This window comes from Neobacillus drentensis (assembly GCF_036966985.1).
Taxonomy (GTDB): domain Bacteria; phylum Bacillota; class Bacilli; order Bacillales; family Cytobacillaceae; genus Neobacillus; species Neobacillus drentensis_E.
Genome location: NZ_JBALSN010000426.1, coordinates 1 through 7,293 on the forward strand (window position 1 = coordinate 1; position 7,293 = coordinate 7,293).

Annotated in this window: 9 protein-coding genes; 4 read left to right on the top strand and 5 right to left on the bottom strand. The window is 36.3% G+C overall.

Going from position 1 to position 7,293, the window contains the following annotated elements; genetic code table 11:
* Positions 1-198 precede the first annotated feature (198 nt).
* The 3 genes from V7659_RS24205 to V7659_RS24215 all read left to right on the top strand — a co-directional run bounded on the left by V7659_RS24205 (position 199) and on the right by V7659_RS24215 (position 2,990).
* A complete protein-coding gene (locus V7659_RS24205; protein ID WP_335542696.1) occupies positions 199-1,275 on the top strand; it encodes an ATP-binding protein in 1,077 nt (358 codons plus the stop codon).
* 215 nt (positions 1,276-1,490) lie between these two features.
* Positions 1,491-2,186, top strand: a complete 696-nt coding sequence (locus tag V7659_RS24210) for a Na-translocating system protein MpsC family protein (RefSeq protein ID WP_335542697.1) — start codon at positions 1,491-1,493, stop codon at positions 2,184-2,186.
* Positions 2,187-2,309: 123 nt separating this feature from the next.
* Positions 2,310-2,990, top strand: a complete 681-nt coding sequence (locus tag V7659_RS24215) for a Na-translocating system protein MpsC family protein (RefSeq protein ID WP_335542698.1) — start codon at positions 2,310-2,312, stop codon at positions 2,988-2,990.
* 83 nt (positions 2,991-3,073) lie between these two features.
* Here the strand turns inward: V7659_RS24215 and V7659_RS24220 are convergent, their stop codons facing one another.
* From V7659_RS24220 to V7659_RS24240, 5 genes are all read right to left on the bottom strand, one after another.
* The gene (locus V7659_RS24220; RefSeq protein WP_335542699.1) at positions 3,074-3,823 is read right to left on the bottom strand and encodes an amino acid ABC transporter ATP-binding protein; all 750 of its coding nucleotides are present in this window, start codon (positions 3,821-3,823) and stop codon (positions 3,074-3,076) included.
* 13 nt (positions 3,824-3,836) lie between these two features.
* Positions 3,837-4,523 carry an amino acid ABC transporter permease gene (locus V7659_RS24225; protein ID WP_335542700.1) on the bottom strand — a complete coding sequence of 229 codons (687 nt, stop codon included), beginning with the start codon at positions 4,521-4,523 and terminating at the stop codon, positions 3,837-3,839.
* Positions 4,524-4,537: 14 nt separating this feature from the next.
* Positions 4,538-5,338, bottom strand: coding sequence for an amino acid ABC transporter substrate-binding protein (locus V7659_RS24230; RefSeq protein WP_335542701.1), 801 nt, complete (start codon positions 5,336-5,338; stop codon positions 4,538-4,540).
* Positions 5,339-5,506: 168 nt separating this feature from the next.
* On the bottom strand, positions 5,507-5,875 hold the full coding sequence (locus V7659_RS24235; protein ID WP_335542702.1) for an SET domain-containing protein: 369 nt from the start codon (positions 5,873-5,875) through the stop codon (positions 5,507-5,509).
* Positions 5,876-6,028: 153 nt separating this feature from the next.
* Positions 6,029-6,337: a hypothetical protein gene (locus V7659_RS24240; protein WP_335542703.1), complete on the bottom strand. Its 309-nt coding sequence runs from the start codon at positions 6,335-6,337 to the stop codon at positions 6,029-6,031.
* Between the two features lie 262 nt (positions 6,338-6,599).
* Between V7659_RS24240 and V7659_RS24245 the strand changes: the two genes are divergently transcribed.
* Positions 6,600-7,145 (top strand): histidine phosphatase family protein, encoded by a 546-nt coding sequence (locus V7659_RS24245; protein WP_335542704.1) that lies wholly within the window; start codon positions 6,600-6,602, stop codon positions 7,143-7,145.
* The last annotated feature ends 148 nt before the right edge of the window (positions 7,146-7,293 follow it).

Genomic DNA, 7,293 nt, shown 5'->3' on the forward strand with positions numbered 1-7,293 from the left:
GTATAATATTAAAAGTGGATATAGGGATATATGCTCTAGTCTACTTGTGAAATTAGAAAAAAGTTAGTGACTCTTTTTATAGGCAATGAATCTCTAGACATGTTGATGCTAGAATTTAAGCCAAAATAAGACGTAGGTACTCTACGCTTATTTTGGCTTTTTTATTTTTTATTAAAAGCTAAAGACAGGTGGGGGAAAATGGAGAGGAATGAGATAAAACGTTTAAACTTTTTGCTTCAAATATATATCGATGTAAATGTTGATAAGGATTTCTCTGTTTTATCAAAAAATGCAGACCCATTCTTTATCCTGAATATGGATGGGCAATTGGTGTATGTGAATGATGTTTGCGAAACTCTCTTAGGTTGTTCAATACCTGAATTATTACAGATGAGGTTGAGTAATATATTCCTCTCCACATGTTTGAATGAATCACAAACGTTCTTCTTCGAAAAAGGCCGTGAAAAACTAACAAATTTTGATTCAAAGATTAATATGAGACCCGAAACAATAATGGATGTAAACGTAACTGCATTCCCAATCCTATTTAATAAGGAAGTGGTGGGGTCTTATGTGGTTTTAAAAGATATTACTCTAATTAAAAAAGAAAGACAATTACTATCGGAAAAACAAGCGGTGGCAGGTCAATTAGCGGCGGGAATTGCCCACGAGATTCGAAATCCGATCACAGCGATAAAAGGATTTTTACATTTAATGGCTAGGGATTACAAAGGGGAGCCTATGTATTTTGATATTGTAGAGTCAGAGGTTGAACGTATTGAAGTAATTCTGAAGGAGCTAATGGTACTGGCAACACCAATCAAAAAAAAGTATGAAAAATTGAGAATCAGCTCCTTATTAGATCAAGTCATAACATTAATGGAATCCCAAATGTTATTAAATAATATTCAGGTTGAAAAAAAGTTCAGTTACCTGGAAGAAGCCATTTTGGGGGATGGAAATCAATTAAAACAAGTATTTATCAACTATATAAAAAATGCAATTGAGGCCATGCCAGATGGCGGCAGGATCTTAATTGAAGGGTCCATTACTGAGGGAAAACGTGTTCAGATTCGAATCATCGACCAAGGATGCGGCATCCCTCCCGAAATGATTAATCGAATAAATGAACCATTTTATACTACAAAGGAACATGGGACTGGGCTCGGAATGCCGGTAAGTTATCAAATTATTGAAGAGCATAAGGGAAAAATTAATATTACCAGCAGCAATAAGGGAACTTGTATTGAAGTAAGTTTACCAACGTTCCCTTAAATTAAATGATTGCTAGTAGGGTAAATATCGTGTTAAAATGTTAAGGTCTAATGTCTTGCAGTCATTAGTTATGGCAGTTAATAGATATCCAGCAAAAATATATCCTAATCACTTGTATGGTAAATGGAAGAAACTATAAAAATAGTCGTCTTAGCCGTGGCCTAACTTCTTTTTCTAGAAGTTAGGTCTTTTTATTTTCCTGAAAGGAGAAGTTAATGAGTAAATCTACACAAGAGAATTTGCTATATCTTAGCAGTACGTTTAGTAGGCTCCTCAAGCGCAGATTTGGTAAGGGCCCGGAAACCTGTACGATGATGACAAAAGGAAACCGATTATATATATACATGCGAAACTTTATTACGCCAGCAGAGGAAGTATTGTTGGAAAATAATCAGTTGATTTTAGTCCATAATTTTCGTTCAGCCGTTATCAATGCAGTCATCAAAGAGTTTAAACCAGAAGTTTCGAAGGTATTCGGAGGGGAAATTGATCACTTTTTCCATGATTGGAATTATGATTCGAATACAGGAATTATTCTGTTAGAAAATGTTCCATCTAATGATGAAGTAAAGATGGAAGAAGATTTTGAGAAAACTCTTTTTAACTTGATTGATTTTGTAGGGACCCGTTATCATAAAAGACCGGTTGGTTTAAAAGTAGTAAAGTTCACACAAAATATATGTGCGATTGAAGCAAGAGAAGTCCTCTTACAATTAGAAAGTTTAGCGTATGAACAAGGAAAACTCGATCTGCTGCTTCATCAAGCAAGGGAAATCAAAAGCGGTTATTTGAAGAATAAGAGTCTATTTGAGGAATTATTTAATCGCGTCATCGAAGATATATTTGTTGTCTGGGATTATGAAAAGAACCGCAACTATCTTATTTTTGTTTTTTACAAGGAATATCATTGAATCGAAAACATGTGGCAACAGGATTTTCCTGCTTGCCACATGTTTTTTTTTAACAAGCTGGGCTTTGGTACATAATAAAATGATGGATTTATTTATTTGTACCTGATTAAGGAGTAGAAAAGGATGATTAATCAAAACAAGGAAGAATTTATTAGCAGCTATATTAGTAAGTTGTTAAGAAAAAACTTTGGAAAAGGCCCGCAGACTTGTCGGACTACCTTGTCCAAAAATCATCTCGTTACGTATATTCGCGGGTTTTTAACCCCAATGGAAGAAATCTTGTTACAGCAAGGACAGAATAGGTATGTTGACGATGTAAGAGCCGCTATTATTAACCATGTTTTGGATGAAATAACCGGAGTAGTAAAAGTGACTCTGGAAGTCAATGTAGAAGAATACTATCATGATTGGAACTTCCCAAATAATTCTGGCGTTCTTATCTTTGTATTAGAGGAGACAATAGATCAGGTTGTTCAAGCGGATATAGATATGCAAAGGTTAAAATCAGAGGTTGGGCGGCTCAGCTACTTGGTTGAAAAAGTACCTGATCATATTCATATCTACCCCAGTTCAACATCCGTTTATTTAGTTGAAAGAAGCGGTATACTTGTACCTATTGAAAAGGCATTAATTGAAAAAGGGTTTGAAAAAGAACTTAGATTCACAAAGGATGAGTTGGAAAAAAAATATTTCCACCGGGAAGGCAGATTTGAGGATATTTTTAAAAAATCAATAAAAGATATTTTTATTGATTGGAATTTTAAAGAAGATAAATCATTGATGGCCTTTATACTTGGTTCATAAGCTTAGGGGATCAAATGTAAATTAAACAAGCTCTTCCAAGAAATCATTAGGAAGAGCTTGTTGTGAATGGATCAGTTTTTCTGCTAAGCTCTCGAAGCGACCTTATTTAAAAACTGTAAAGTCCGTTGATTTTGGGTGTTCTCAAATACCTCTTCGGGGGTACCCTTTTCTACGATAACTCCTTGGTCCATAAAGATGACTTGGTCGGCAACATCTTTGGCAAAGTTCATTTCATGGGTTACAATGACCATTGTCATATTCTCCTTTGATAAATCCTTCATGACCTTTAGAACTTCTCCAACTAACTCAGGATCTAACGCAGAAGTAGGTTCATCAAAAAGTAGTACTTTAGGATCCATGGCCATAGCTCGGGCGATTCCCACACGTTGTTGTTGTCCCCCAGATAATTGATGAGGATACATCTCGGCTCGTTCTCTCAAACCAACTTTATCCAGAAGGGTTCTTGCTTTAGTTTCTGCTTCTGACTTTGACCTTTTTAGAACAGTGGTCTGTCCTTCCATTACATTTTCAATTGCTGTCAAATGTGGAAATAGGTTGTAATTTTGAAAGACCATGCCCGTATTTTTCCGAAAAGAAACAAGTTCTTTTGACTTCATCTTTTGGTTTTGGTCAAAATTTATGGATTGTTCCGCAAGTTTAATCGAACCTTGATTAGGCATTTCCAACAGGTTAAGACAACGTAGTAAGGTTGTTTTTCCAGAACCGGAAGGACCGATAATCACGGCTGTCTTTCCGGTTGGGATGGTCAGGTCAATTCCTGTTAATACCTCAAGTTGCCCAAAACTTTTATGCAAATTTTCTATGTGAATCATTGTATCACCTCCATTATTTAGCGACGCTTCGCTCAAATCGAACCTCCATTTTTGACTGGAAATAAGAAAGAACTGTACTGAAGATTAAATAGATAAAGGCGACTTCAATGTAAATCCATAGTGGTTCATAGGTAGCAGCCGCGATTTGTTGACCTTTTTGGAATAGTTCAGTAACCGTAATGGTTGCTGCTAAGGAGGTGTCTTTTACTAAACTAATAAAAGAGTTTCCGAGCGGCGGCAATGATACACGAATGGCTTGCGGAATAATAATTCGTCTCATCGCCTGAGATTTGGTCATTCCAATTGAAAAAGCTGCTTCCCATTGCCCCTTTGGAATGGAAAGAATCGCAGCCCGAATAATTTCCGAACTGTAAGCACCTTTATTTAACGTAAAAGCAATGACCGCAGCCGGAAATGGATCAAGTGTTATTCCCATACTAGGTAATCCGTAAAATAGAATAAAGATTTGAACGAGTAAGGGAGTGCCGCGAAAGATCCAAACATAAAATTTGGCGACAGCGTTTAAGCCTTTCATATTAGATAGCCGTGCAAGTGCGATAAAGAAGGCTAATATTAGCCCTAGAATAAAGGTGATAATTGTTAATGGTATCGTAAACTGAATTCCGGCTTTTAATATAGGAAAAAAGGAATCACTAAGGATTCCTATAATTCGATCTATTCGTTCTTGGTCTGCAACCATTTTGCTCCATTCCTTTACTTAGATACGTCCTCATTAAACCATTTTTTAGAGATTGCTAGGTACGTACCATCTTTTTTCATATCTGCAAGAGCGCCATTTACTGCGTCAACTAGCTCTTTATTTCCTTTACGGAAAAGAAAAGCATTGCTTGTTGCGTCTGCTTCTTCATAAACCTTTTTAATAGGAAGATCTGGACGCTGTTTTTTTAAGTCTAGGTATGAAAGGCTATCGTTAATTGTTGCATCAATACGTTTTGAAGTGATTAGGTCGATGGATTGATTAAATCCTTCAACAACTGTATTAGTTGCCCCATGTGCTTCAGCAATTTTGCGGTAGTTACTGTCTAATGATTGTCCAACTTTTTTACCCTTTAAGTCATCAAGTGTTTTAATATCGTTATTGTTCTCATGAACAACAAGAACAGCTTTTGAGACAATATACGGTTCTGACATATCATATTTCTCTAAACGATCTGGACGAACAGCCACTTCATTTGCAACCATGTCATAACGCTTAGCATCAAGGCCGGCGATCATGCCATCCCATTTTGTTTCAACGAAAACAGGCTTAATATCTAATCTTTTAAATACTTCTTCAGCAATTTCTATATCAAAGCCTGTTAGCTTTTGAGTATCATCATGATAAGTAAAAGGAGCATAGGTACCTTCTGTACCGATTGTAATTTCACCTTTTGCCTTAATCTGCTCATAAAGGTTTTTACTCTTAGCAGAACTTTCCTTTTCTTCTTTACTGCTACAAGCACCTAAAGCTACGGTAAGAAGGAGGGCTAAAAAAATAAGTGCGAATTTCTTCATGTTTCTTACATCTCCTAGTATTTTTATGGGTTTTATATAAATTAACTTTACTAGAATAATATACATCAAAATAAATGTCAATCTAAAGGGTAACATAGTCAATAAAAAGAGTCCCAATTCTATTTTTATTAGGATTGGGACTCTTACTTAATATCCGAAAAATGTGTTTTATTTTTCCTCAAACCATAGTCGCGTTTTGTCTTCAGGGTCACCATTGTAATTAATGCGAATTTCCTCGCCAGCTTCTATGTCGGTATAGGCATAAAAGTTAATGGTTCTTTTTTTTAGTTTCCTTTTAAATATAGCGTTTGGTTGGCTGGAATGGTTAAAAAGCGAACCAATTCCAAGTGCTAATGCACATTCATCAAAATCTTTTCCCCACCAGAAGACATAGTCAATCAAAGTCGTTTTCTCCAAATACTTAAATTCTTCCTTCGGGAAAATGATAACAGGTGACACCTCTAATAGCTCATCTTTCTTGATATCACGTGTAGCAAAAATCCCTCGCCCATGTTGAGATTGCTTTAGCTCCAACATAACTTTGTATACCTCCAGTTTCCTTTCTAACATTTTCTGCTTTTTTATTAAGGTATGAAAAAGGAATTGGTTTGGTATAGGTTATTTTGGGGAGGAGCACCATTAAAGTAAAAAAAAGTTAGGGCATGGCCTAACTTGGCATCTGATAAGGAATTACCGGTTATTAAAATAAACTGATAATGCATTCGTAACATCATTTAGATCATTTGTTTGAATCTGATAGTGGTCACCATCTAAAGATGTGGAAAAGTCACTAAGTCCCTGATTGTGTAAAAAGCCGTCAATATCGGAAAGTTTCTCGCCAGGATTCTTAAGCGTCTTATGTCCCACAAAATGGTCATTCACATATACTTCATACTGGTCTTCATCTAATTTCAAATTGGTATCATTGTTAATATTAACGTTAACTAATGGAAAGACACCATCACTATTAATACCATTAAAAAAGCTTTGATTGGCCATTTACTTACCTCCAATTTATTTTAGATATTGTTACTTTTACCAAAAATAAGAAAAATATGACCGCGTTTGAGGGACCCTGAACTCCAATTGCACGATAGGTGTCAAAAACTATGCACCGCTTACTTGAACCGACATTATTAGACACCAACTCTACGTGTTGGTGTCCTTTTGTCCTTTTATTCTAGAAAGAAACAAGGAAGGAGATTTAATAAATGCATCGAATTTAATTACAGTCGTTGACTTATTAATTGGGGATGATAACTTGGAAAAAAAGATTTATGTCATTAGACACTGTGAAGCAGAAGGTCAATCAAGCCATGCGCAGCTTACTGAAAAAGGGGTGGGGCAAGCAGCCGAATTAGCTGGATTTTTTGGAGATATGGTTATTAACCATATCATCTCAAGTCCCTATTTACGGGCAATCCAGTCAATTGAACGGGTTGCCGAACGGGAAGAGGTAGGCATAGTGGTTGATGATAGGTTAGCGGAGAGAATTTTAAGTACGGAAGTGTTACCTGACTGGCTTGAAAAACTAAAAGCCACATTCGATGACATAGACCTGAAGTTTGACCGCGGCGAGTCTAGTCGGGAAGCGATGCAACGCATTGTAAGTGTGGTAGAGGACATATTTAAAAGTGATTCAGATAACACACTCCTTGTTACCCATGGAAATTTAATGTCTCTACTATTAATGAATTATCTCCCGGACTTTGGCTTTGAACAATGGAAAAGTCTAAGCAATCCGGATGTGTTTCTGCTAAAGTCTGCCAACGGCGAAATTACCATAGATAGACTGTGGGTGGGATAGGAAATTATTAACGCTATAAGTAAAAAACAAGCACTGGTATATGTTAAAGGGTTCCGTTTTCGGGTGCTTTCTTATTTCCCCGCTTATCTGTGGGAGCATCAGGTTAAGTACCCGAGCTGATAAATAGACGGAAAAATTTCGCTTAATT

Coding starts and splice junctions, on each gene's coding strand:
- V7659_RS24205 (WP_335542696.1), top strand. CDS start 199: ATGGAGAGGAATGAGATAAAACGTTTAAACTTTTTGCTTCAAATATAT.
- V7659_RS24210 (WP_335542697.1), top strand. CDS start 1,491: ATGAGTAAATCTACACAAGAGAATTTGCTATATCTTAGCAGTACGTTT.
- V7659_RS24215 (WP_335542698.1), top strand. CDS start 2,310: ATGATTAATCAAAACAAGGAAGAATTTATTAGCAGCTATATTAGTAAG.
- V7659_RS24220 (WP_335542699.1), bottom strand. CDS start 3,823: ATGATTCACATAGAAAATTTGCATAAAAGTTTTGGGCAACTTGAGGTA.
- V7659_RS24225 (WP_335542700.1), bottom strand. CDS start 4,523: ATGGTTGCAGACCAAGAACGAATAGATCGAATTATAGGAATCCTTAGT.
- V7659_RS24230 (WP_335542701.1), bottom strand. CDS start 5,338: ATGAAGAAATTCGCACTTATTTTTTTAGCCCTCCTTCTTACCGTAGCT.
- V7659_RS24235 (WP_335542702.1), bottom strand. CDS start 5,875: ATGTTGGAGCTAAAGCAATCTCAACATGGGCGAGGGATTTTTGCTACA.
- V7659_RS24240 (WP_335542703.1), bottom strand. CDS start 6,337: ATGGCCAATCAAAGCTTTTTTAATGGTATTAATAGTGATGGTGTCTTT.